This is a genomic window from Candidatus Aalborgicola defluviihabitans (assembly GCF_016705985.1).
Lineage (GTDB): Bacteria > Pseudomonadota > Gammaproteobacteria > Burkholderiales > Burkholderiaceae_C > Allorhodoferax > Allorhodoferax defluviihabitans.
Window position 1 is genome coordinate 288,279 of sequence record NZ_JADJKN010000002.1, and the last position, 21,467, is coordinate 309,745.

17 protein-coding genes and 1 pseudogene are annotated in these 21,467 nt (G+C 60.1%); all 18 read right to left on the minus strand.

Going from position 1 to position 21,467, the window contains the following annotated elements:
- Nucleotides 1–28: 28 nt before the first annotated feature.
- Complete coding sequence (gene ftsZ, locus IPI80_RS01725) at nt 29–1,258, minus strand: cell division protein FtsZ (RefSeq protein WP_413856555.1); 1,230 nt, start codon at nt 1,256–1,258, stop codon at nt 29–31.
- Between the two features lie 140 nt (nt 1,259–1,398).
- A complete protein-coding gene (gene ftsA, locus IPI80_RS01730) occupies nt 1,399–2,628 on the minus strand; it encodes a cell division protein FtsA (protein ID WP_413856557.1) in 1,230 nt (409 codons plus the stop codon).
- A 28-nt stretch (nt 2,629–2,656) separates the two neighbouring features.
- Nucleotides 2,657–3,448, minus strand: coding sequence for a cell division protein FtsQ/DivIB (locus IPI80_RS01735; protein WP_413856559.1), 792 nt, complete (start codon nt 3,446–3,448; stop codon nt 2,657–2,659).
- The gene (locus tag IPI80_RS01740) at nt 3,445–4,398 is read right to left on the minus strand and encodes a D-alanine--D-alanine ligase (RefSeq protein ID WP_413856561.1); all 954 of its coding nucleotides are present in this window, start codon (nt 4,396–4,398) and stop codon (nt 3,445–3,447) included. Before IPI80_RS01740 ends, IPI80_RS01735 begins: the two co-directional genes overlap by 4 nt.
- Nucleotides 4,395–5,828 (minus strand): UDP-N-acetylmuramate--L-alanine ligase, encoded by a 1,434-nt coding sequence (murC, locus tag IPI80_RS01745; RefSeq protein WP_413856563.1) that lies wholly within the window; start codon nt 5,826–5,828, stop codon nt 4,395–4,397. The genes IPI80_RS01740 and murC overlap by 4 nt, the downstream gene beginning before the upstream one ends.
- Nucleotides 5,825–6,895 carry an undecaprenyldiphospho-muramoylpentapeptide beta-N-acetylglucosaminyltransferase gene (gene murG / locus IPI80_RS01750; protein WP_413856565.1) on the minus strand — a complete coding sequence of 357 codons (1,071 nt, stop codon included), beginning with the start codon at nt 6,893–6,895 and terminating at the stop codon, nt 5,825–5,827. Before murG ends, murC begins: the two co-directional genes overlap by 4 nt.
- Nucleotides 6,892–8,148 carry a putative lipid II flippase FtsW gene (gene ftsW / locus IPI80_RS01755; RefSeq protein WP_413856567.1) on the minus strand — a complete coding sequence of 419 codons (1,257 nt, stop codon included), beginning with the start codon at nt 8,146–8,148 and terminating at the stop codon, nt 6,892–6,894. Before ftsW ends, murG begins: the two co-directional genes overlap by 4 nt.
- On the minus strand, nt 8,145–9,920 hold the full coding sequence (gene murD, locus IPI80_RS01760; protein WP_413856569.1) for a UDP-N-acetylmuramoyl-L-alanine--D-glutamate ligase: 1,776 nt from the start codon (nt 9,918–9,920) through the stop codon (nt 8,145–8,147). The genes ftsW and murD overlap by 4 nt, the downstream gene beginning before the upstream one ends.
- Complete coding sequence (mraY, locus tag IPI80_RS01765) at nt 9,917–11,095, minus strand: phospho-N-acetylmuramoyl-pentapeptide-transferase (RefSeq protein ID WP_413856571.1); 1,179 nt, start codon at nt 11,093–11,095, stop codon at nt 9,917–9,919. Before mraY ends, murD begins: the two co-directional genes overlap by 4 nt.
- Before the next feature lie 21 nt (nt 11,096–11,116).
- Complete coding sequence (locus IPI80_RS01770; protein WP_413856573.1) at nt 11,117–12,550, minus strand: UDP-N-acetylmuramoyl-tripeptide--D-alanyl-D-alanine ligase; 1,434 nt, start codon at nt 12,548–12,550, stop codon at nt 11,117–11,119.
- The gene (locus tag IPI80_RS01775) at nt 12,547–14,055 is read right to left on the minus strand and encodes a UDP-N-acetylmuramoyl-L-alanyl-D-glutamate--2,6-diaminopimelate ligase (RefSeq protein WP_413856575.1); all 1,509 of its coding nucleotides are present in this window, start codon (nt 14,053–14,055) and stop codon (nt 12,547–12,549) included. The genes IPI80_RS01770 and IPI80_RS01775 overlap by 4 nt, the downstream gene beginning before the upstream one ends.
- Nucleotides 14,055–15,797, minus strand: coding sequence for a peptidoglycan D,D-transpeptidase FtsI family protein (locus IPI80_RS01780; RefSeq protein WP_413856577.1), 1,743 nt, complete (start codon nt 15,795–15,797; stop codon nt 14,055–14,057). Before IPI80_RS01780 ends, IPI80_RS01775 begins: the two co-directional genes overlap by 1 nt.
- The gene (gene ftsL / locus IPI80_RS01785) at nt 15,794–16,072 is read right to left on the minus strand and encodes a cell division protein FtsL (protein WP_413856579.1); all 279 of its coding nucleotides are present in this window, start codon (nt 16,070–16,072) and stop codon (nt 15,794–15,796) included. The genes IPI80_RS01780 and ftsL overlap by 4 nt, the downstream gene beginning before the upstream one ends.
- 22 nt (nt 16,073–16,094) lie before the next feature.
- On the minus strand, nt 16,095–17,030 hold the full coding sequence (gene rsmH / locus IPI80_RS01790; RefSeq protein WP_413856581.1) for a 16S rRNA (cytosine(1402)-N(4))-methyltransferase RsmH: 936 nt from the start codon (nt 17,028–17,030) through the stop codon (nt 16,095–16,097).
- Nucleotides 17,031–17,039: 9 nt separating this feature from the next.
- Nucleotides 17,040–17,468, minus strand: coding sequence for a division/cell wall cluster transcriptional repressor MraZ (gene mraZ / locus IPI80_RS01795; RefSeq protein ID WP_413856583.1), 429 nt, complete (start codon nt 17,466–17,468; stop codon nt 17,040–17,042).
- A 259-nt stretch (nt 17,469–17,727) separates the two neighbouring features.
- Nucleotides 17,728–19,052: pseudogene (gene hslU / locus IPI80_RS01800) on the minus strand (ATP-dependent protease ATPase subunit HslU).
- A 1-nt stretch (nt 19,053) separates the two neighbouring features.
- Nucleotides 19,054–19,599, minus strand: coding sequence for an ATP-dependent protease subunit HslV (gene hslV / locus IPI80_RS01805; RefSeq protein WP_413856585.1), 546 nt, complete (start codon nt 19,597–19,599; stop codon nt 19,054–19,056).
- A 6-nt stretch (nt 19,600–19,605) separates the two neighbouring features.
- Nucleotides 19,606–21,441 carry an STAS domain-containing protein gene (locus tag IPI80_RS01810; RefSeq protein WP_413856587.1) on the minus strand — a complete coding sequence of 612 codons (1,836 nt, stop codon included), beginning with the start codon at nt 21,439–21,441 and terminating at the stop codon, nt 19,606–19,608.
- Nucleotides 21,442–21,467: the final 26 nt, after the last annotated feature.

The following is a 21,467-nucleotide window of genomic DNA, read 5'->3' on the forward strand; positions in this document are numbered from 1 at the left end:
TCGCAGCAAGGCGACCAGGGGGGCAATATCAGTCGGCTTGCTTGCGCAGGAACGCGGGGATTTCGTAATCGTCCATGCCACCATTGGACAGTGCATCCACCTTGGCTGCAGCCGAGGTACGCCCACGCCAGACAGCGGGAGTACCCATACCGGCATAGTCAGGTTGCGCCATGCCCATGGACGATCCACCGGCCGAGGCCTGTGTGCCGACGGGGGTGTTGAGCGTGGGGACGTGAAACGGCACGTTGTCGGTTCCGGTACGCAACACTTGCAGCGGAGGGGCAGTGCGCCGCACACCCTGGCGGCTCAGCCCGGTGGCAATGACGGTCACGCGAATGCTATCGTCCAGCGTGTCGTCGTTGGCGGTGCCGTAGATCACGTGGGCATCGGGCGAGGCACAGGCGCGTATAGTTTCCATGGCCAGCTTGGATTCCTTGAGCTTCAAAGAACCCTTGGCTGCCGTGATCAGCACCAGCACGCCCTTGGCACCCGACAGGTCAATGCCTTCCAGCAGCGGGCAGGCCACAGCTTGCTCGGCTGCGATACGTGCACGATCCGGACCGTTGGCCATGGCGGTACCCATCATGGCCTTGCCGGGCTCGCCCATTACGGTGCGCACATCTTCAAAGTCGGCGTTGATTTCACCCTTGACATTGATGATTTCCGCGATACCGCCAACGGCATTCTTCAAGACGTTGTTGGCGTGCACAAATGCTTCTTCCTGGCTGATGTCGTCATCCAGCACTTCCAGCAGCTTTTCGTTCAGCACCACAATGAGCGAATCCACATTGGCTTCGAGTTCAACTAGGCCCGCATCAGCATTGGTCATGCGCCGGCCACCTTCAAAGTCAAATGGCTTAGTGACGACGCCCACGGTCAAAATGCCCATTTCCCTGGCTACCTTGGCAATGACCGGAGCAGCCCCTGTGCCAGTGCCACCCCCCATACCGGCTGTGATGAACAGCATATGGGCGCCTTCAATTGCCGAGCGAATCTCGTCCTCAGCCATCATGGCGGCCTCACGCCCTTTATCGGGCTTGCTACCGGCGCCCAGTCCGGTGCCACCAAGCTGAATGGTCTTGTGGGCCGAACTGCGGCTCAAGGCTTGGGCATCCGTATTGGCGGCAATAAATTCCACACCACCGACGGCCGAGCAAATCATGTGCTCGACGGCGTTACCGCCGCCACCGCCGACGCCGATCACCTTGATCTGCGTGCCTTGGTTAAACGCTTCTTCTTCAATCATTTCGATGGCCATGTGGTTCTCCTTGGGGTTCACTAAATTCATTACGTTGGACTCTTTTCGGTTGCATCAGACTGCGAATGTCGGTGGCGGGTCCGTGCTCCGCCATCGTTCGTGCGGACTCCCTCTTGCCAGCCAAAGCTTTTGTTTCATGGTCAAAAGTTCCCTATGAACCAGTCCTTGACAGAACTGAAGGCCGTTTTTACAGAGCCGTTTTTCTGCGATACCTTATAGCCCCGCAAGCGAGCCATACGGGCTTCTTCGAGCAGACCCATAACGGTGGCGGCACGCGGCTGCGCCACCATGTCAGCCAGAGCGCTGCGGTACTGAGGGATGCCTCGGCGCACGGGCTTCAGGAAGATGTCTTCGCCCAGCTCCACCATGCCAGGCATGACGCAGCTGCCACCGGTTAGCACAATGCCGCTGGACAACACTTCCTCAAAGCCGGACTCGCGCATAACTTGGTTCACCAGGCTGAAAATTTCTTCAATACGGGGCTCGATCACGCCGGCCAACGCCTGTCGGCTGAGCATGCGCGGGCCACGGTCACCCAGGCCGGGTACTTCCACCTGCGTTTCGGGGTCCACCAGCAATTGCTTGGCGTGCCCGCTTTCAACCTTGATGTCCTCGGCGTCCTTGGTGGGGGTACGCAGGGCCATGGCAATGTCGCTGGTAATCAGGTCACCCGCAATTGGAATCACCGCCGTGTGGCGAATGGCACCGTTGGTGAAGATGGCGATGTCGGTGGTGCCTGCTCCAATATCGACCAAGGCAACGCCCAACTCGCGCTCGTCTTCGGTCAAAACGGACAAACTGCTGGCTAGCGGGTTCAGCATCAACTGCTCCACTTCCAGACCGCAGCGGCGCACGCATTTGATGATGTTCTCGGCCGCGCTTTGGGCTCCCGTCACGATGTGAATCTTGGCCTCCAGGCGGATACCACTCATGCCAATCGGCTCTTTGACATCCTGGCCGTCGATGATGAATTCCTGCGGTTCCACCAACAGCAGGCGCTGGTCAGTAGAGATATTGATGGCCTTTGCGGTTTCCACCACACGGGCCACATCAGCAGCAGTCACTTCACGGTCTTTTACGGCCACCATGCCACTGCTGTTGATGCCGCGGATATGGCTGCCCGTGATACCGGTATAGACCTTGGTGATCTTGCAGTCGGCCATCAGTTCGGCTTCCCGCAGCGCCTGCTGGATGCTTTGCACGGTGGCGTCGATGTTGACCACCACGCCGCGCTTGATACCGTTGCTGGGCGCCACGCCCAGGCCGGCCAGCTTGAGCTCGCCGCCAGGCAACACCTCGGCCACCACCACCATGACCTTGGCGGTTCCGATGTCCAGTCCTACAACGAGATCTTTGTACTCTTTTGCCATATGGATTACCTGTTGATTTCGTCTTTCGTTACTTCTTGGGCACTGCAACCGTTGCCACCGTCGTACTCACGCCGGCCCAGCGGATGGCGTAGCCGTTCTCATGCCGCAAATCGGCTGACTCCACTGCATTGGCCCGCCGTCCATAACGGGATGTCACCTGTGTGAGCGTCTTGAGAAAACGCCGCACGCGCGCGGTGATTTCAGCCACACTGCCGCGCCCCATCTCAATGTTGGCGCCACTCTCCAGCTCCACACGCCAGCTACCGCCACTGGACAGATCCAATGCTTCCACCGGCAGCTCCAGTTGCGCAAATAGGGGGGCAAGCACGTGGTACATGGCCAGCACGTCGGCAGCCTGCCCTTCCGGGCCATTGAGGCGTGGCAGCGTGTCTTGCTCGACTTCATCCACATTGGCCTCGAACACTTCGCCGAAGCTGTTGATCAAACGCGGCTCACTCTCAGAGCCCCAGTAAGCCACGGCCTGGTGCTCTTGCAACGTCACCATCAATCGGCTGGGAAAGTCGCGCCGCACCACCGCATGACGCACCCAAGGTACGGCCTCAAAGGCGGCGCGCACCCGGGCCAGATCGATGCTGAAGAAGCTACCCGCCAAACGCGGCGTCACATTGGCACGCAGCGTGAGTGCGTTGTTGTGGCTAACGTCACCCGTTACCACAATGCCCTTGATGTCAAAGGCCGGCATGCGCACAACCCAACGCACCGTGGCTACGGCCCCGATGGCGAGCAGACCCAGGAACAGGACTGTTGCGGTCATGTTCATGAGCTTGACGTCCAAGGGCGCCGCCACGGATGAGCTCATGCAGACTCTCCAGTATCCAGTGCGGTATGTTCCAGCAGGCGCACGCACAGGTCTTCGTAACTGATACCCGCCGCCTTGGCCGACATGGGCACCAGCGAGTGCCCGGTCATGCCCGGCGAGGTGTTGATTTCCAGCAGGTAGGGCTTGCGCGTGATGCGGTCAATCATCACGTCCACCCGGCCCCAGCCTCGGCAGCCCAGCACCCGGTAGGCCTTGACCACCAGTGCCTGGATGGCTTCTTCCTCGCCCGCTGGCAGATGGGCCGGTACCAGGTACTGGGTCACGTCGGTGAAGTACTTGTTCTGGTAGTCGTATTTGCCCTCAGGCGCCACGATGCGGATCACGGGCAGTGCGTGGGCGTTGTCGTCCTGGCCCAACACCGGACAGGTAACCTCATCACCTTCGATACATTCCTCACACAGGATGTCGTCGGGCAACTTGCCAGCAGCCTCGACCGCCTCCACCATGCCGGAGTAGCCCGTTACTTTGGTCACACCGATGGAAGAGCCCTCGCGCGCCGGCTTAACGATGATGGGTAGTCCCAGGGTGTCGGGCACCTGAAGCACCTGCTTGCGGTCATAGACATTGCGACGCAGCAACTGGTACCGCGGCGTAGGGATACCCTCATGCAGCCAGATGCGCTTGGTCATGACCTTATCCATGGAGATAGCAGATGCCATCACGCCGGAGCCGGTGTAGGGAATGCCCAGCAGTTCCAGTGCACCCTGCACCGTGCCGTCTTCACCAAAGCGGCCGTGCAGCGCAATGAAGCAGCGCGAAAAACCTTCGCGCTTGAGCTCGCCCATGTCGCGCTCGGCTGGATCAAAAGCATGAGCATCCACGCCTTTGGAGCGCAAGGCCTGGAGCACGCCGGCACCGGACATAAGGGACACCTCGCGCTCAGCCGAGGCGCCGCCCATCAATACTGCTACTTTGCCCAATTGCTTCATAGCCCTCTTCCCTCCTGCCTACAGCGCTCATAATTTTGCAGCAACTCCACTACCTTACCGGGCACCGTCCCGATGGTGCCAGCACCCATGCACATGACCACGTCGCCCGGCAGCGCGTTGTCCACTATGGACTGGGGCATGGCGGCGATATCGTCCACAAAGATAGGCTCCACCTTGCCGGCAATGCGCACGGCGCGGGCCAGTGCGCGGCCATCGGCAGCAACGATGGGTGGCTCGCCAGCGGCGTACACCTCACCCAGCAAAACCGAGTCGGCGCTGCCCATGACCTTGACGAAATCTTCAAAGCAGTCGCGGGTACGGGTAAAGCGGTGCGGCTGGAACGCCAGCACCAGGCGCCGCCCCGGGAAGGCGCCGCGTGCCGCTGCCAGCGTGGCCGCCATTTCCACAGGGTGGTGGCCGTAATCGTCAATGATCGTGGCCATACCGCCACCGGGCAAGGCCAGATCGCCATAGTGCTGGAAACGCCGACCTACGCCCTTGAATTCGCTCAGCGCCTTTTGCACTGCCGGGTCCGGAATGCTCAGCTCCACGGCTACGGCAATCGCCGACAAAGCATTGAGCACGTTGTGCAGACCGGCCAGATTGAGCACCACATCCATGTCAGGCAGGACCACGCCATTGCGCCGCTGCACGGTAAAGTGCATCTGGCCTCCCACGGCACGCACATTGATGGCGCGCACCTGGGCTTGCTCGTTGAAGCCGTAGCTGGTAACCGGGCAAGTCACCTGGTCCACGATCTCGCGCACCGCAGCATCGTCAGTGCACAGAATGGCGACACCATAAAACGGCATACGGTGCAAGAAGTCGACAAACGCCTTCTTGAGTCGGCCAAAGTCCTGGCCATAGGTTTCCATGTGGTCGGCGTCAATATTGGTCACCACCGCCATCACTGGCAGCAGATTCAGGAACGATGCGTCCGACTCGTCAGCCTCCACCACGATGTAGTCGCCGCTACCCAAACGCGCATTGGCACCGACACTGTTGAGCCGCCCGCCAATCACAAAGGTGGGGTCCAGTCCGGCTTCTGCCAGCACGCTGGCCACCAGGCTGGTGGTAGTTGTTTTGCCGTGGGTTCCGGCAATGGCAATGCCTTGCTTGAGGCGCATCAGCTCAGCCAACATCAGGGCGCGGGGCACAATGGGCACCTTCATTTCACGGGCCCTGACGACCTCGGGGTTGTCGGCTTGCACGGCGGTAGAGGTAACGACAGCATCAGCACCCGCCACATGCTCTGGCGCATGGCCCACATAAGTGCGAATGCCCAAAGATGCCAGGCGCTTGAGCGTGGCGCTGTCTGCCAGGTCAGAACCGGAAATGGTGTAACCCAGGTTGCACAGCACCTCGGCAATGCCGGACATGCCCGAACCGCCCACGCCGACAAAATGAATATGTTTGATGGCGTGTTTCATGGGCAAAGCTCCTCACAGGCGGCCACGACCGCGTCGGTAGCCAGAATTTTTCGCAGCTTTTGGGCCTGTAGCCCTCGTGAAAACAGCATAGATCGCTCTGTTTTTTGTAGCATATCGGCCAACACTCGGGGTGTCAGCTCGCTTTGAGGAATCAGCCAGCCGCCGCCCTGATCCACCAGGAATCGGGCGTTGTGGGTCTGGTGGTCGTCTACAGCTGAGGGGAACGGCACAAACAAGGCTGGGGCACCCACGGCGGCAATTTCGGTAACGGTGCTGGCGCCAGCACGGCAGACCACGAGATCGGCATCGGCAAACGCTTTGGCCGTGTTGTCAATAAAGGGTGTGAGGGTGGCCTCTACCCCGGCGGCGGCGTAGTTGGCACGCAGTTCGTCGATTTGCTTTTCGCCACTTTGGTGCGTCACGAGGGGGCGCAGCCCAGGCGCAATCAGCGCCAACGCCTGAGGCACGATGGTGTTGAGCGCTTTGGCGCCCAGGCTGCCACCCACCACCAGCAACTGCAGGGGGCCGGTGCGCGCGGCAAAGCGCTGCTCGGGTGCCGGCTGCACCAAAAATTCAGAGCGCAGCGGGTTACCCACCCACTGCCCCTTCGCCAGTACATTGGGGAACGCGGTGAAGACCCGACGCGCCAGCTTGGCCAGCACCCGGTTGGCCATACCGGCCACGGAATTTTGCTCATGTAGCACCAGGGGCTTGCCCATCAACGCACCCATCAGGCCACCGGGCAAGGTGATGTAACCGCCCAGCCCCACCAGCACGTCGGGCTGAACCCGGCGCAGAACCTGGCGACTCTGCCCCAGGGCACGCAAGAGTCGCAACGGTAGGGCTAGCAGGGTGCGCAGACCCTTGCCGCGCACGCCGGAGAAATCAATGGTCTCCAGCGTGAAGCCTTTGGGCGGCACCAGACGACTTTCCATGCTATTCGGGGCGCCTAGCCAGTGCACGCGCCAGCCACGTTCGCGCAGGGCCTGGGCCACGGCCAGCCCCGGGAAGATATGGCCACCGGTACCGCCAGCCATGATCAGCGCGCATTTTTGGGTCGCGTTCATACGCGGACTCCGTGCATCAGCTGTCTGTTTTCATAGTCGATGCGCAAGACCACAGCGATTGCCACCATGTTGACCAGGATGGCCGAACCACCGTAGCTCATCAGCGGCAAGGTCAGACCCTTGGTGGGCAGAGCACCCAGATTCACGCCCATGTTGATGAAGGACTGGAAACCCATCCAGATGCCGACACCCTGCGCCACCAGGCCGGCAAAGACCCGGTCCAGGGCAATGGCCTGACGGCCAATATGCATGATGCGCCGCGTCAACCACAAGAAGAGGCCGATCACCACCAGCACACCAATCAAGCCGAATTCCTCGCCAATCACGGCCAGCAGAAAATCGGTATGGGCTTCTGGCAGCCAATGCAGCTTTTCGACGCTGCCACCCAGGCCGACGCCAAAAATCTCGCCCCGCCCGATGGCGATCAGGGAATGCGAGAGCTGGTAGCCTTTGCCCAACGCGTACTTCTCGTCCCAGGGATTGAGGTAGGCAAAAATCCGCTCGCGCCGCCATTCGGACAGCGCAATCATCAGGCTGAACGCCACCACCAACACGGTTGCAATCAGAAAAAACATGCGGGCATTCACACCGCCCAGGAACAAAATTCCCATGGCAATCACCGCAATCACCATGAAGCCGCCCATGTCGGGTTCTGCCAGCAGCAGCAGGCCGATAATGGCCACAGCAAGCGCCATGGGCATGACGGCGCGAAAGAAGCGCTCTTTGACCGCCATTTTGCGCACCATGTAATCAGCCGCGTAGATCAGCACGGCAAACTTGGCCAGCTCTGACGGCTGAAAACTCAACGGCCCCAGAGAAATCCAGCGTCGCGCACCATAAACAACCTTGCCAACACCGGGAATCAGCACGGCAATCAGCAGCACCAATGAGGCCACGAACAACCAGGGCGCGTACTTCTCCCAGGTCGATATCGGCACCTGGAAGGCCATGAGGGCAGCCACAAACGAGGTGGCCAACCACATCGTGTGTCGCACCAAAAAGTAGGTGTGGGTGTACTTGGTGAAACGGGGGTTGTCCGGCATGGCGATCGTGGCCGAATACACCATCAACAGCCCAAAGAGCAGCAAGGTCACCACAACCCAGGCAAGAGGTTGATCAAAACCGCGCACCTGGGGTATGTCGGTGGTCGCGGCAAACGAACCACGCCCACCCAGGCGCACCGGCAGCGCCGCACCGGCCGACGCAGTGCGGCTGGAGAACCATCCTGACAGGGTCTGACCCCAGGCGCTCATAGGGAGCCTCCCATGTCAACACCACTGGCTTGGGCCAGTTCTTGCACTGCACCGCAAAAGACGCGGGCGCGGTGCTCATAGTTGTCGAACATGTCAAAGCTGGCGCAGGCTGGTGACATCAGCACCGCGTCGCCGGCATGGGCACGTTGGTTGGCCATCTGCACGGCAGCTTCCATCGTGTCCGCATCCAACAGTGGCACATCGACACCCTCCACGACCTGACGGATCAGGGGCGCATCGCGCCCGATCAACACCACAGCCCGGGCGTAGCGGGCAATGGGCGCCGCCAGAGGCAAGAAGTCCTGCCCCTTGCCCTCGCCGCCCAGAATCAGCACGACTTGACGGTCCGCGCCCAACCCCTGCAGGGCCGCTACGGTGGCGCCTACATTGGTCCCCTTGCTGTCGTCAAAAAATTCCACGCCGTTGACAATGGCAACCGGTTCCACCCGGTGCGGCTCACCCCGGTATTCGCGCAAGCCAAACAGCAAGGGGCCCAGGGCGCAACCTGCTGATGCGCACAAAGCCAGCGCGGCCAGCGCGTTGCTGGCGTTGTGGCGCCCACGGATGCGCAGGGCGTCGGCCGGCATCAGCCGCTGGAAATACAGTTCCTCGGCTTCGTCTTTCTTCTTACGGCGGGTTTCATCGGCTTCCAGCGCACGCACCAGCCAGACCATGCCATTGACTTCTTCGATACCGAAGTCGCCAGGGCGCTGGGGCATGTCGGTGCCAAAGGTGATGTGGGCGCGCACCTGTGGACGCTGCAGCTTGACTTTCACCGGCTCTGGCAGCATTGCCATAACAGCCGGGTCATCCCGGTTGAGCACCATCAGGCCGTGTTGGCCGAAGATACGGGACTTGGCCGCAGCGTAAGCAGCCATGGTGCCGTGCCAGTCCAGATGGTCTTGCGTGACGTTGAGCACCACGGCAGCAGTGGGCTCGAAGGCGTTAACCGCATCGAGCTGAAAGCTGGAGAGTTCCAACACCCAGACCTCGGGCAAGGTGTTGGAATCCAGATGCGCAGACAAGGTATCCAGCAGCGTCGGCCCGATATTGCCTGCCACTGCCACGCTTTTACCGGCATGTTCAATCAGTTGACCGGTGAGCGAGGTCACCGTGGTTTTGCCGTTGGTGCCGGTGATGGCCAGCACCGCCGGGGCATAGCCGCGGGCCGTGCGCAGGGCGTCAAGCGCCTGAACATACAAGCCTAATTCACCGCTAGCCCTCGTACCCGTTACATGAGCAGCTACTAAAACAGGAGCAATTGCATAAGGGCTCAAACCAGGTGAACGGTACACTGCGTCCAGATGCTGGCCCTCAACCAAACCAGCATGGAAGTCACCGGCGACAAATCGCACTTGGGGCAACTCCTGCTGCAGCGCCGCCAGTTGCGGCGGAGCAGAGCGCGTATCGGCCACGATCACACTGGTAGCCCCAGCGCGTACGCACCAGCGGGCCATGGCAAGACCCGAGGCACCCAAGCCCAGGATCAGAACGGTTTGGCCCTGCAACGGCTGCAATGGGGCAAAGGGGCCCAGAGCGGGAGCGGTGTCGCTGCCACGGTCCACTAGTTCGTCTGTGGCTTGAAGTGGCTCCTTTGCATCCTTGTCGGCATTACCATCCTTTTCGGCCTGGGTGGCTGCAAAAATCTGGGCTACGAAAGCGGCCGCATCGCTCGCGGCAGTCAAGGTGGCGGGCAAGGCGTGCGCCATCCCAGCGTCCACGGTAGGCGTCGCGGTGGGATCAGCGGGAATGGTGGATTCGACCGGGTTCATCGCAACTTCAGGGTGGATAACCCAACCAGACACAACAACATGGTGATGATCCAGAAGCGCACGACCACTTGCGTTTCTTTCCATCCCTGCTTTTCAAAATGGTGGTGCAGCGGTGCCATCTTCAGCAAGCGCCGTCCTGCACCAAAGCGCTTCTTGGTGTACTTGAAGTAGCTCACCTGCAGCATGACCGACAGGGCTTCCACCACAAAGATGCCGCCCATGATGGACAGCACGATTTCCTGGCGCACGATGACGGCGATGGTACCCAGCGATGCCCCCAGGGCCAACGCGCCCACATCGCCCATGAAGACCTGCGCGGGATGCGTGTTGAACCATAAAAAGGCCAGCCCGGCACCGGCCATGGCAGCGCAGTACACCATCAACTCGCCCGAACCGGGAATGTGCGGAAAGAACAGGTACTTGGAGTACACGGCACTGCCGGTTACGTAGGCAAAAATGCCCAGGGCCGAACCCACCAGCACCACCGGCATGATGGCCAGACCATCCAGACCATCGGTCAGGTTTACCGCGTTGCTGGAGCCGACAATCACCAGGTAGGTCAGGACGACAAAGCCGAACACACCCAATGGGTAGCTCACCTCTTTCATAAACGGCAACAGGAGCCCGGCCTTGGGCGGCAGGTTCACGTCAAAGCCCGAACGCACCCAGTTGAAAAACAGCTCTAGCACGCGCAAATTGGAACTCTCCGAAATGCTGAAAACCAGGTACAGCGCCGCGAGCAGGCCAATGACCGACTGCCAGAAATACTTTTCGCGCGAACGCATGCCTTCGGGGTCCTTGTGCACCACTTTGCGCCAGTCATCTGCCCATCCGATGGCGCCAAAACCCAGCGTAACCAGTAGTACGATCCAGACGAACCGGTTGCTCAGATCCATCCACAATAGGGTGGACACCGCAATGGACATGAGAATGAGCACACCGCCCATAGTCGGCGTACCACTCTTGGCCAAGTGGGTCTCCATGGCATAGCCACGGATGGGCTGGCCGATCTTGAGTTCACGCAAACGCCGGATCACCGAAGGTCCGGCCACCAAACCGATCAACAGTGCGGTCAGCGCCGCCATCACTGCGCGGAAGGTCAGGTACTGGAACACCCGAAAGTAGCCGAACTCCGGCGACAGGGCCTGCAGCCACTGAGCCAGACTCAACAGCATGGAATCACTCCCCGGATCGTCTTAACCTGCATGACGACGCTCCTCCTGTGCTTGCGTGCTGGTCACCAAAGGCGCCAAAGCATCAACCACCCGCTCCATCCGCATGAACCGCGAACCCTTGACCAGCACGCTGCGCACCTGTGGCAGGATGTCTTGCACGGTGCGAATCAGGTCTTCCATACTGGCTTGGTGCTGCGCGCCCCCATAGGCGGTAGCTGCAACTGCAGCCAATTCGCCCAGAGTGCACAGATGTTCAATGCCCTTGGCTTGCGCATAGTGGCCTGCCTCGGCATGAAACATGGGACCTTGATGACCCACTTCACCCATGTCGCCCAACACCAGCAGGTGGGGCCCGGGTAGATCTGCCAACACATCGATAGCGGCACGCACGGAATCGGGGTTCGCGTTGTAGGTGTCATCCACCAAAGTCACTGAACGACCCCGCACCGCTAACGTCAATGCGCGGGAGCGGCCTTTGACTGGCGAGAACGCCTTCAGGCCAGCTATCACTGCCTGTGCACTGACGCCGGCCGAGAGTGCTGCGGCAGCGGCAGCAAGCGAGTTTTTGACGTTGTGGCGACCGGCAATGGCCAACTGGTAATGCAAATCCTGGCCCATTCCACGGGCATGGACCTGCCAGGCACCACCGCTCCACTGGGCCTGCAAACAGGCCAACGCGTTGGGACCATCTTTTGTATCGAGCGCAAAGCTGACCTGGCGGCGCTTGCCAGCCAGCGTTTGCCACAGTGGCGCAAATTCGTCGTCACGGGGGAAGACCACCACACCCTGCGATCCAACGGGTGTAATAACCGAACCATTTTCCAGCGCGACGGCACGCACTGTATGCATGAATTCCAGGTGCTCCCGCTGGGCGTTGTTGATCAAGGCCACAGTGGGATACACCATGGCCGCCAGACGGGCAATCTCGCCGGGGTGGTTCATACCCATTTCAATCACAGCGATCCGGTGCTTGGCCCTCAGGCGCAGCAGGGTCATGGGTACGCCGATGTCGTTGTTGAAATTGCCTCGCGTGGCCAACGAGCCCCCGTCGGGATACCAGGCCAGCAGGATCGATGCCAGCATTTGTGTCACCGTAGTCTTGCCGTTGCTTCCTGTCACCGCAATCATGGGCAGGCTGAATTGCATGCGCCAGCTATGCGCCAAACTACCCAGAGCCGCCCGTGTGTCAGGTACCACAATGCAGGCCATAGTGGTCAGGCCGCTGCGGTCTGCGTCCGGGTGACAGATCGCCACCACCGCGCCGCGCTGCTGGGCCTCCAACAAAAAGTCGTTTGCGTTGTAGTGCTCACCTTTGAGGGCCACAAACAAGTCACCGGCTTCGATGGTACGGGTGTCGGTGTTCACCCGCAGGATAGCGGCTTGGCCTTGCCCTTCCAGGCGTGATCCGGGCAGCCACTGGGCGGCCTGGTTGGCGGTCATCATCAAGTTGCTCATCGCGGGGCCTCCGTCATTGGTGCCCTGCGCTGGCGCAATGCCCGGGCTGCGTGTTCCTGATCACAGAAGGGGTGCTGAACGCCGGCAATTTCTTGTGTGGATTCATGACCCTTGCCAGCCACCAGCACCACATCCGTAGCGCCAGCACGGGACACGGCATCCGCAATGGCAAGGGCGCGGTCGGTCTGCACATCCACTGCCTTGCTTTGGGTCAGTCCCAGCAGGATGTGCGCCACGATGGCTTCAGGCTTTTCGCTACGGGGGTTGTCGCTGGTGACCACCACCTGGTCCGCTTTTTGGGAGGCGATGGCACCCATCAACGGACGCTTGGATGCATCGCGGTCGCCACCACAGCCAAAGACACACCACAGACGTCCGCCGCGTTGATTTGCCAACGGACGCAACGCCGTCAAGGCCTGGGCCAGCGCATCAGGCGAATGGGCATAGTCCACCACCACCAGCGGCTCACCCGATCCACCCAAACATTCCATCCGACCCGGCACGGGTTGCAGATCGGCACAGGCTTGCACAGCATCCCGAAGTGAGACACACAGGGCGCGCATGGCACCCAGCACACCGAGCAAATTGGAGACGTTGTAGGCGCCAATGGCGCGGGTCTTCAATAGGTGAGATTCACTGCCTTCAACCACTTCACAGCGAAGACCTTGCGCGTCATAGCCGATTGACCGCGCCAGCAGACGTGCCGGCTGGCGGCAGGATACGGTCCAGACATCGAGGGCCGCATTGCCGCTCAGCGTCTGGGCGAGTGCCGCACCGTATTCGTCGTCCACGTTGATCACGGCGCTGCGCAGGCCGGGCCATGCAAACAGCCGTTGCTTGGATTGCCAGTAGGCCTGCATGCTGCCGTGGTAGTCCAGATGGTCTTGGGTCAAGTTGGTGAAGATGGCCACACGAATCTGCGTGCCATCCAGGCGGTTTTCTTCAATACCAATCGAGGACGCTTCAATGGCGCAAGCCCGTAAGCCTTCGTCGACAAATCGACGCAGCGCGTGCTGCAGCAACACCGGGTCTGGCGTGGTCAAACCGGTAGACATAACCGTGGATGTGGGTTGCCCCACACCCAGCGTACCCACCATTGCGCACGGCAATGCCTTCGCGGCCGGCAGGGCCGACAGCGCCTGCGCCAACCACCAGACGGTGGAGGTCTTGCCATTGGTCCCGGTGACGGCCACCACATCCAGCGCCGCCGAAGGTTCCCCAAAAAACGCGGCGGCGATGCGCGCGGTATCGGCCTTCAGTCCGGTATAACTGGCAACGCGATCGCCGTCCAGTCCATAGACATCTGCACCGTCGTGCTCCACCAGGCAGGCGGTAGCGCCCTGCTCTAGCGCCTTGGGCACAAACTGTCGGGCATCTACCGCAGCACCCGGCCATGCGACGAAGCCGTCACCCGGCGCCAGCTTACGGCTGTCTGCGCGCAGGGTGCCGGTTACGTGCTGGAGCAACCATTGGGCAGCTTGTGCGGTGGTGCGGAGTTCTTGCATCAGAAGCTCTCTTCCACAGCGTGCGCCACGATCTGGGGGCGCACCGCCAGATCGGGTTGGATACCCATGATGCGCAGGGTCTGCTGCACGGTTTCGCTGAAAACCGGTGCGGCTACCTCGCCGCCATAGTACTTGCCAGCACTGGGCTCGTCGATCATCACGCCCACCACAATGCGGGGGCTGTCAATGGGCGCCATTCCCACAAACCAGCCACGGTACTTGTGATTTTTGTCCGTTCCGTAGCTCTTGCCAATGAGCTTATATGCCGTGCCCGATTTGCCACCCACCGAATAGCCGATGGTCTGCGCCTTTTGCCCGGTTCCACCGGGGCCAGCGGCCATTTGCAACATCTTGCGCACCTGCGCGGCCGTGCGAGCTGACAACACCTGCACGCCGACAGCGGGCTCAGTGCTCTTGGTCAGAGTGACAGGAATAATTTGACCGTCGTGCGAGAACACCGTGTAGGAGCGTGCCATCTGAAACAGGGAAGCCGAGAGGCCGTAGCCGTAGGACATGGTGGCCTGCTCGATGGGGCGCCAGGTTTTGTAAGGGCGCAGGCGCCCGGACACGGCGCCGGGAAAGGCGATTTGGGGCTTTTGCCCAAATCCAGCCTGGGTAAACAGGTCCCACATTTCATGCGGCTGCATCCGCATCGCGATCTTGGTGGTTCCAACGTTGCTGGACTTTTGGATCACGCCTTCGACCGTCAACACACCGTTGGGGTGCGAATCCGAGATGGTGGAGCCAGTGATGGTGATACGTCCCGGCGTGGTGTCGATAAGGGTTTGCGGCGTGACACGCCCGGTTTCCAGCCCCAGGCCGATAGTGAACGGCTTCATCACCGAACCCGGCTCAAAGGTATCCGTCAGGGCACGGTTGCGCAATTGCTCACCCGTGAGGTTGCGTCGATTGTCAGGGCTGTAACTGGGGTAGTTGGCCAGTGCCAGCACTTCGCCGGTGATGGTATCCAGCACTACCACGCTGCCGGCCTTGGCTTTGTGCTCCAGCACGGCTTCCTTCAGTTTTTGATAGGCAAAGAACTGGACCTTGCTGTCAATGCTGAGCTGGATGTCCTTGCCATCCACCGGCGGGATCTGGTTGCCCACATCTTCCACGACCTGGCCCAGGCGGTCCTTGATCACTCGGCGCGACCCATTGCGGCCACCCAATTCCTTGTTAAACGTCAGCTCAACGCCTTCCTGGCCCTTGTCTTCCACATTGGTGAAGCCCACCACATGTGCGGCAGACTCGCCTTCGGGGTGCTGGCGCTTATATTCCTTCCGCTGGTAGAGCCCCTTGATGTTGAGTGCAGCGATCTGGCGTCCAACATCCTCATCCACCTGGCGTTTGACCCAGACGAAGGTCTTGTCCTCGTCTTCAAGCTTTTTGGCCAGATCGGCAACGGGCATCTCGAGCAACTTGGCCAATTGTTGTAACTTGGGCCTGTCGATCTCTACATCTTCCGGGATGGCCCAGATGCTGGGTGACGGCACACTGGAGGCCAGAATCAGGCCATTGCGGTCCAAAATGCGTCCACGGTTGGCAGGCAGGTCCAGGGTGCGGGCAAAACGAACTTCGCCCTGGTGCTGAAAAAAGTCATTGGCCACCACCTGGATGTAGGCGGCACGCGCGGCCAGGCCACTAAAAGCCAGTGCAATGGCGCCCACCACCAACTTGCTGCGCCACACCGGTGTGGGGCTGGCCAGCAAAGGACTGGAGGTGTATTGGATGCTTCGGCTCATGGTGCAGCCGGCTCCGAATAAGTTACATAAGTGGTGATGCCAGGCTTGGCCTGGCGCATTTGCAGTTTTTCACGGGCCAGCCTCTCGACACGGGCCGGCGTGGTCTGTGCGCGCTTTTCGACCTGCAGGCGCTCGTTTTCCAACTCCAGACGATGCGCCTCACTACGCGCCTTGTCCAGTTCGGTGAAGATGCGACGCGAGTCGTACTGCACGCCCACCAGGTACATGGCGCTGGCCATTACGGCAAACAGCAGGACCAGATTGAGCCGCATCATGAGAAGCCCGGACGCCGGGCGTTCACGCTGTGGTCCTCTGCGCCACGCGCATGATGGCGCTGCGCGAGCGGGCGTTGGCTGCCACCTCGTCTGCCGTTGGCTTGATGCGGTCCAGGGCCTTGAGTTTCATGACCTTGGGCGCAGCAAAGGGCGCGCGGCGGTCATAAACATCGCGCGCATGCTGCGCAATAAATTGTTTGACGATGCGATCTTCCAGCGAGTGGAAGCTGATCACCGCCAGACGTCCACCTGGTTTGAGCACATGCAGACAGGCTTCTAGCGCTTGTTGCAACTCCTCAAGCTCGGCGTTGATGAAAATCCGAAAAGCCTGAAATGTGCGCGTTGCAGGGTTCTGGCCCGGCTCGCGGGTTTTGACCGTGTCAGCCACGAGTTGGGCCAGTTCGGTGGTGGTTGAAATTGGGCCCCGTTCCTGTCGGCGAGCAACAATCGCCTTTGCAATGGGGCCAGCAAACCGTTCTTCACCATAGTCACGTATCACCTCCGCGATTTGATTGGTATCAGCTGTTTCCAGCCACTGGGCCACACTCTCGCCACGCGTGGTGTCCATGCGCATGTCCAGCGGTCCTTCAAAACGGAAGCTGAAGCCCCGCATCGGGTTGTCGATTTGTGGCGAGCTCACGCCCAGGTCCATCAGAACCCCGTCCACGCTGGCACCTGCGAGGTCCGCCAAATGCGAAAAACTTTCATGCCGAATGGAAAATCGTTCGTCTGTAATGGCGTTGGCCTGGGCTACCGCTTCCGGGTCTCGGTCAAAGGCGATCAACCGCCCCACGGGCGACAGATGCGACAGAATTAGGCGGGAATGACCGCCGCGCCCGAAGGTAGCGTCCACGTAGGTGCCATCCGCCTGCGCGCTATCAGGGTCCGAGTCATTGCCGAACAACGCATCCACTGCCTCGTTCAACAATACGGTGGCGTGGGTCCAAGGAGCTTCCACTGCCGATCCTTAAAAGGAAAAGTCCTTGAAGACATCTGGCATCTCACCCTGCATGGCCTTGGCCTCTTGGGCGTCGTAGGTTGCCTTGTCCCACAACTCAAAGTGATTGCCCATGCCCAACAACATGGTGTCCTTGGCAATGCCAGCAGATTCACGCAGCTCGGGCGACACCAGCACACGGCCGGTGGCATCCATTTCCACATCCATGGCGTTGCCCAGGAAGATGCGCTTCCACCATTGAGCCGACATGGGCAATGCAGCAATGCGGTCGCGAAACTTCTCCCACTCGGGGCGAGGAAATACCATGAGGCATCCATGAGGATGCTTGGTGATGGTGAGTTGGCCCGCGGCGGTTGCGCTCAGGACGTCACGGTGCCGGGTTGGCACACTAAGCCGACCCTTTGCATCCAGACTGAGAGATGAAGCCCCTTGAAACACCAGAAAACCACCTTTTTTGCATGACGACGTAAAAAGTCGCACTTAGCGACACTTTTCACCACTAAATTGCACTTTTTTGCACTGTATCAGCAAAAGTCAATCTTGCAAGAGGGCTTACGTGAATTTTTTCCAATGAAATCAAGGACTTAGAGCGACATTTGAAGCTATCAATATAGCAAAAATCGTTCTAAATGAAGGACTTAGCGCAGGCAGTGAAAGTAACGCTTGAAGCGCACACCGCACATGCTCTTGGATGCGCTTACAAAATGTAACGGGAGAGGTCTTCGTCTTGGCTGAGTTCGCCCAAACGCGCGTCTACATAGGCGGCATCGATGCACACCGCCTGACCTGCCATGGCGGGCGCGTCAAAACTGACATCATCCAACAACCGTTCCATGACGGTAGCCAGCCGACGCGCACCAATGTTTTCGGTGCGCTCGTTCACATCGAAGGCAATTTGCGCCAGACGCGTAATGCCTTCTGCGGTGAAGTCCAGCGCAACCTGCTCGGTGGCCAACAACGCCTGGTATTGCTTGACCAGGGACGCGTGGGTCTGCACCAAAATGGCCTCGAAGTCTTTGACTGACAACGATTGCAGTTCCACACGGATGGGAAAACGCCCTTGCAGCTCGGGAATCAGGTCGCTGGGTTTGCTCAGATGGAAAGCGCCGGACGCCACAAACAGGATGTGGTCGGTCTTGACCACGCCGTATTTGGTGGACACGGTAGTGCCTTCCACCAGGGGCAACAGGTCGCGCTGCACACCCTGGCGCGAGACTTCGGCACCACTGCCTTCGCTGCGAGAGGTCACCTTGTCGATTTCATCAATGAAGACAATGCCGTTTTGCTCCAGCATGTGTATGGCCTGGGTCTTGATGTCTTCCTCATTGACCAGCTTGGCAGCCTCTTCATCCATCAGCAGCTTGTGGGCCTCGCTGATTTTGAGCTTGCGCATCTGGCGCTTGGTCTGCCCCATTTGACCAAACATGCCGCGCAACTGCTCGGTCATTTCTTCCATGCCGGCGGGGCCCATGACTTCCAATTGGGGGCGGGTTGGGCCACGTCAATTTCGATTTCGCGGTCTGCCAGTTGGCCTTCGCGCAGCTTTTTACGAAACACCTGGCGTGCTGTGCTTTCTGGTACCTCACGCGGGGGGGTGGCGGACACTTCAGTACGCGCCTGCGGAATCAAAATATCCAAAATGCGCTCTTCGGCCGCATCTTCGGCGCGCGCACGCACCTTGCGCTTTTCAGTTTCGCGGGTCTGCTTGACTGCAATATCGGCCAAGTCGCGGATGATGGAGTCGACATCCTTGCCCACGTAGCCCACTTCCGTGAACTTGGTAGCTTCAACCTTGATAAAAGGGGCGTCCGCCAGGCGCGCCAGTCGGCGGGCAATTTCGGTCTTGCCCACGCCCGTGGGGCCGATCATGAGGATGTTCTTGGGCGTGATCTCATGGCGCAGATCGCCTTCCACCTGCTGACGGCGCCAGCGGTTGCGCAGGGCAATGGCCACGGCCCGCTTGGCCTGGGTCTGGCCCACGATGTGCTTGTCGAGTTCTAAAACAATGTCTTGCGGAATCATGTCACAGGGTCTCAATCGTGTGTTGCATATTGGTGTAGATACACAACTCACCGGCGATTTCGAGTGAGCGCTTCACGATATCTGCGGCAGACAGTTCGGTGTGATTCAGCAGGGCCATGGCGGCGGCCTGGGCATACGCCCCACCTGACCCAATGGTGACGATGCCGTTCTCGGGCTCCAGCACATCGCCGTTGCCCGTAATGATCAGGGATGACTCCTTGTCGGCTACGGCCAACATGGCTTCGAGGCGACGCAACACGCGGTCAGTGCGCCAGTCCTTGGTGAGCTCAATGGCGGCCCGTGTCAGGTGACCCTGGTGTTTTTCCAGCTTGGCTTCAAAACGCTCAAATAGCGTGAAGGCGTCCGCTGTGGCGCCGGCAAAACCCGCCAGAACCTTGCCATGGTGGAGTTTGCGCACCTTGCGCGCCGTACCTTTGATGACGATGTTGCCCAAAGTAACCTGTCCGTCGCCACCGATGGCCACCAAGTCGCCCTGTGGGGTTTTGCGACGCACGCTGATGATGGTGGTGCCGTGAAATGATTCCATGGATTCCTAGATAGGGCGTGGAACGACCCGGGCATGCTCGTTGATGCCAATGACATTAAAAAATGCGGCCACCAGGCGGTGCACATCGCGGAACTGAACGCGGCAGCCTTCAGCCTGGCGCATGGCAACCCAGTTGAGGATGCTGCCGGCGGCCGAGAAATCTACGCGAATCAGACCACGACAGGACACCACGATGCCGTCACCACTGCGGGCCGCAGTGTCAAACCCATCAAGGGCATGGGTGGCATCGCCCAACACTTCCCCTTTGAGGTCGAGCTTGACGGCCGCAGAGCCATCCAGTCCAAGGGGTGCCGTCGCCATCTGGCTAAAATCGGAACCCCAGGCAGAGGCAGACTCCACGCGCACCGAAGGGCTGACCACAGAAGGCACCTCCAGGGACTCCACACTTTGGTATTGACACCGCGCTTCCTGCCAGGGTGGGGGCGACACTTCATAGGTGACGCAGTAGTCCAGTGCGGCCAGTTCAAAGTCGTCCAGCAAATTCAGGGTCCGCAACGCATTCAAACGCATGGTCCACCAGTCGGGATTCACACTTTGATCGCCCGAAGGCATCAGGGTCCGCAAGGTATCAACCAAACGCTCGGCGCCACTGAAACGCAGGGATACGGGCTCATTGCACAGGCTACTGAACAGGCCGGCCATCAGGGGCATGGCATCTTCATCAATACGGACCAACTGCGACCAGTCTAGATGCCATGGCGGAGGGTTGGATGCCATGGCGTCCCGCAGTGCCTCCATGGCCATGGAATTGAGCTCAGGCGGGCTGCACCAAATGGCGCCTTCTGCATAGTTGTTGCGCGCAGCGACGCTGGGGGTTACCGTGGGCGCCTGCGGCAGCACCGTAGCCAGCATCGGCTCCGGCTCCTCGCCAATGGCCGCCCACTGGGGTGCAACGGTCTCAAAGCAGTAGGAAAACTCTACCACCGCCTGATTGAAGCGCTCTTGGTTGCGCGTAGCGCGGTAAAAATCCAGCAGAGCAGCTGCCCATGAACTGGATACCTCCGGTGCGACGGCACCACCACGCAAAGCTTCCAGCAAACCGCTCTCCGCGCCTTCATCGTCACCATTGGCGAATCGAATGGCAGCTTCCTCCAGCTCGGGGTCAGAGGCCATGTCCTCGACATCAATGGCAAACAGTTTGGAGGTTGAAAAGCCCACCTCTGTGCCGTCGTAATTCTGGGCCAATGCGCCCATGTTGGCCACTGCACCCGCGCCGCCACGACCTTTATTGGTTTTGGTGGACGGTGGCATCTCCATGCCGTTACCCATTTCAGTAGCTAAAAATTCTGCCGCCTCAGACGCAGATGCGGTGCTCAGCATGTCCAGACCGGTTGACGAACCCAAGGCATCTGCCTCTTCCAGGGATGCCGGAACCGTGGGTGCCATCGCCCGCGCCCTAACCGCTTCGGGGTTGGGTGGTTGCGCCGCCATCGGTAAACCTGTGCCCTGCGCATTGGCAGCGTCTTGCTTACCCTTCCACCACTGCTTGGACATCTGGGCTTCGATCTCGTCAATCTTCTTCAACGTGACTGCCCGCCCATCCGGATCGGTCGCCATGCTGGACTGAAAAACAGACGGGCGGCCCATTCCCGCTACCGCAGTGACACCACGGCTGCGCAACTTGCGCAGCTGGTCAAATTCACGTTTGCGGATGAAATCGTTCTGTCGCTTGCGCTCAATCATCTGCTTGAGCACCTGCTTGTCATAGCCACTATCCTGGTCCGGCTGGACACGCTCCAACTCCGCCCAATCTTTGGTCGGATTGCGAACGAACATCGCCATCTTGGACAACAATCCGGGGCGATCGCTTTTGGTGGCCATAAGCGCAGTTTACCGAACGTGTTGGA

Bases quoted from the DNA above. Each gene is read 5' to 3' on its own strand.
- ftsZ (WP_413856555.1), bottom strand. From the start codon at position 1,258: ATGGCCATCGAAATGATTGAAGAAGAAGCGTTTAACCAAGGCACGCAG.
- ftsA (WP_413856557.1), bottom strand. From the start codon at position 2,628: ATGGCAAAAGAGTACAAAGATCTCGTTGTAGGACTGGACATCGGAACC.
- IPI80_RS01735 (WP_413856559.1), bottom strand. From the start codon at position 3,448: ATGAGCTCATCCGTGGCGGCGCCCTTGGACGTCAAGCTCATGAACATG.
- IPI80_RS01740 (WP_413856561.1), bottom strand. From the start codon at position 4,398: ATGAAGCAATTGGGCAAAGTAGCAGTATTGATGGGCGGCGCCTCGGCT.
- murC (WP_413856563.1), bottom strand. From the start codon at position 5,828: ATGAAACACGCCATCAAACATATTCATTTTGTCGGCGTGGGCGGTTCG.
- murG (WP_413856565.1), bottom strand. From the start codon at position 6,895: ATGAACGCGACCCAAAAATGCGCGCTGATCATGGCTGGCGGTACCGGT.
- ftsW (WP_413856567.1), bottom strand. From the start codon at position 8,148: ATGAGCGCCTGGGGTCAGACCCTGTCAGGATGGTTCTCCAGCCGCACT.
- murD (WP_413856569.1), bottom strand. From the start codon at position 9,920: ATGAACCCGGTCGAATCCACCATTCCCGCTGATCCCACCGCGACGCCT.
- mraY (WP_413856571.1), bottom strand. From the start codon at position 11,095: ATGCTGTTGAGTCTGGCTCAGTGGCTGCAGGCCCTGTCGCCGGAGTTC.
- IPI80_RS01770 (WP_413856573.1), bottom strand. From the start codon at position 12,550: ATGAGCAACTTGATGATGACCGCCAACCAGGCCGCCCAGTGGCTGCCC.
- IPI80_RS01775 (WP_413856575.1), bottom strand. From the start codon at position 14,055: ATGCAAGAACTCCGCACCACCGCACAAGCTGCCCAATGGTTGCTCCAG.
- IPI80_RS01780 (WP_413856577.1), bottom strand. From the start codon at position 15,797: ATGAGCCGAAGCATCCAATACACCTCCAGTCCTTTGCTGGCCAGCCCC.
- ftsL (WP_413856579.1), bottom strand. From the start codon at position 16,072: ATGATGCGGCTCAATCTGGTCCTGCTGTTTGCCGTAATGGCCAGCGCC.
- hslV (WP_413856585.1), bottom strand. From the start codon at position 19,599: ATGGAATCATTTCACGGCACCACCATCATCAGCGTGCGTCGCAAAACC.
- IPI80_RS01810 (WP_413856587.1), bottom strand. From the start codon at position 21,441: ATGGCCACCAAAAGCGATCGCCCCGGATTGTTGTCCAAGATGGCGATG.